The organism is Longicatena sp. 210702-DFI.1.196 (genome assembly GCF_020563125.1).
Classification (GTDB): domain Bacteria; phylum Bacillota_I; class Bacilli_A; order Erysipelotrichales; family Erysipelotrichaceae; genus Longicatena; species Longicatena caecimuris.
Genome location: NZ_JAJCPX010000085.1, coordinates 1 through 1,384 on the forward strand (window position 1 = coordinate 1; position 1,384 = coordinate 1,384).

At 35.5% G+C, this 1,384-nt stretch carries 1 protein-coding gene; it reads right to left on the reverse strand.

The features are described from left to right. Nucleotides 1-44: 44 nt before the first annotated feature. Nucleotides 45-1,283 (reverse strand): IS256 family transposase, encoded by a 1,239-nt coding sequence (locus LI241_RS15465; RefSeq protein WP_017144743.1) that lies wholly within the window; start codon nt 1,281-1,283, stop codon nt 45-47. Nucleotides 1,284-1,384: the final 101 nt, after the last annotated feature.

The following is a 1,384-nucleotide window of genomic DNA, read 5'->3' on the forward strand; positions in this document are numbered from 1 at the left end:
AGGGTTTGTCAAGAAAAGTGTGTAAGTAAAATTGATTAAGACATCTATTTAAGATATTTTTCAATACGAGATGTAAAAATTTCATTAACCATAAGTTGATTCAACACTTTTGACCAATCGTGAATGGTTCCGTTATTCCATTTCTTTTCTAGCTCTGTACAGCGTAAGTATAATAATTTGAATAAGGCGTTTTCATTTGGAAAGGCGCCTTTTTTCGTTACTTTGCGAAAACTTGAATTGATCGACTCTATCGCGTTAGTGGTATACATAATACGTCGTACATCACTTCCATAATCATATAATTGTTCTACAAATTTGAAGTTCCTTTTCCATACTTCAATAGCTCCAGGATACTGTTCCCATGTTCGACAAAAAGATTCAAAGGCTGCCGCTGCCGCTTTTAAATTTGGTGCCCCATATACTTTCTTTAATTCTTGTGTGAACTTTTTATAATCCTTACTAGGGACGTATTTAATGGAATTGCGGATCAGATGTACGATACATCTTTGAACAATGATCTTAGGAAATATTGCTTTGGCTCCTTCTTCCAGTCCACTAACTCCATCCATCGACATAAAGAAAACATCTTCTATCCCTCGTGCTTTCAATTCATCAAATATCTGCATCCAATAATTCTTACTCTCGCTTTCACTAAGCCATAATCCAAGGATATCTTTATGCCCATTCAAATCGTAGCCTAATATCGTGTATACAGCGCATTCTTTCGCCTCATAGCCACTACGCAATGTCACATACATACAATCTACGAACAAGAAGGCATAGCACTTCTTTAATGGTCTATTTCGCCATTCTTCTAGTTCTGGTAATATGGCATCTGTAATATCGGATACCATTTCATGAGAAATTGAAAATCCATAGATATCTTCTATTGTTTTTGATATATCACGTTGACTCATTCCTCGTGCATACATCGCTAATACTTTATCTTCTATTCCTGAAACATCTCTTTGTCGTTTTGATATCAGCTGTGGCTCAAAAGAGCCATCACCCTCTCTTGGTGTATCTATCGTGATATCTCCCTTTGTAGTATGAACAGTTTTTTGACCATATCCATTTCTACGATTCTGCGTTTGTTTATATTCTTTATTATTATTCTCATATCCTAAATGATGACTCATCTCACCTTGGAGCAACGATTCAAATATCGGACCAAAAAGTTCTTTGAGTGCTTCATCTGCATCTTCTGCTGATTGTGGATCAAATTGTTTTGCGATTTCTTGCGCGAGTGCTACTGTTTTTGGATCTCTTTTTATTCTTGCCATATGTTATTTCCTCTACTTTCTTTTATTGTATCATAAGCATATAAAAACTGTGTATCGTTAAGTCGTACGCTCTTAACTTACACAGTTTATTTTACACTCTC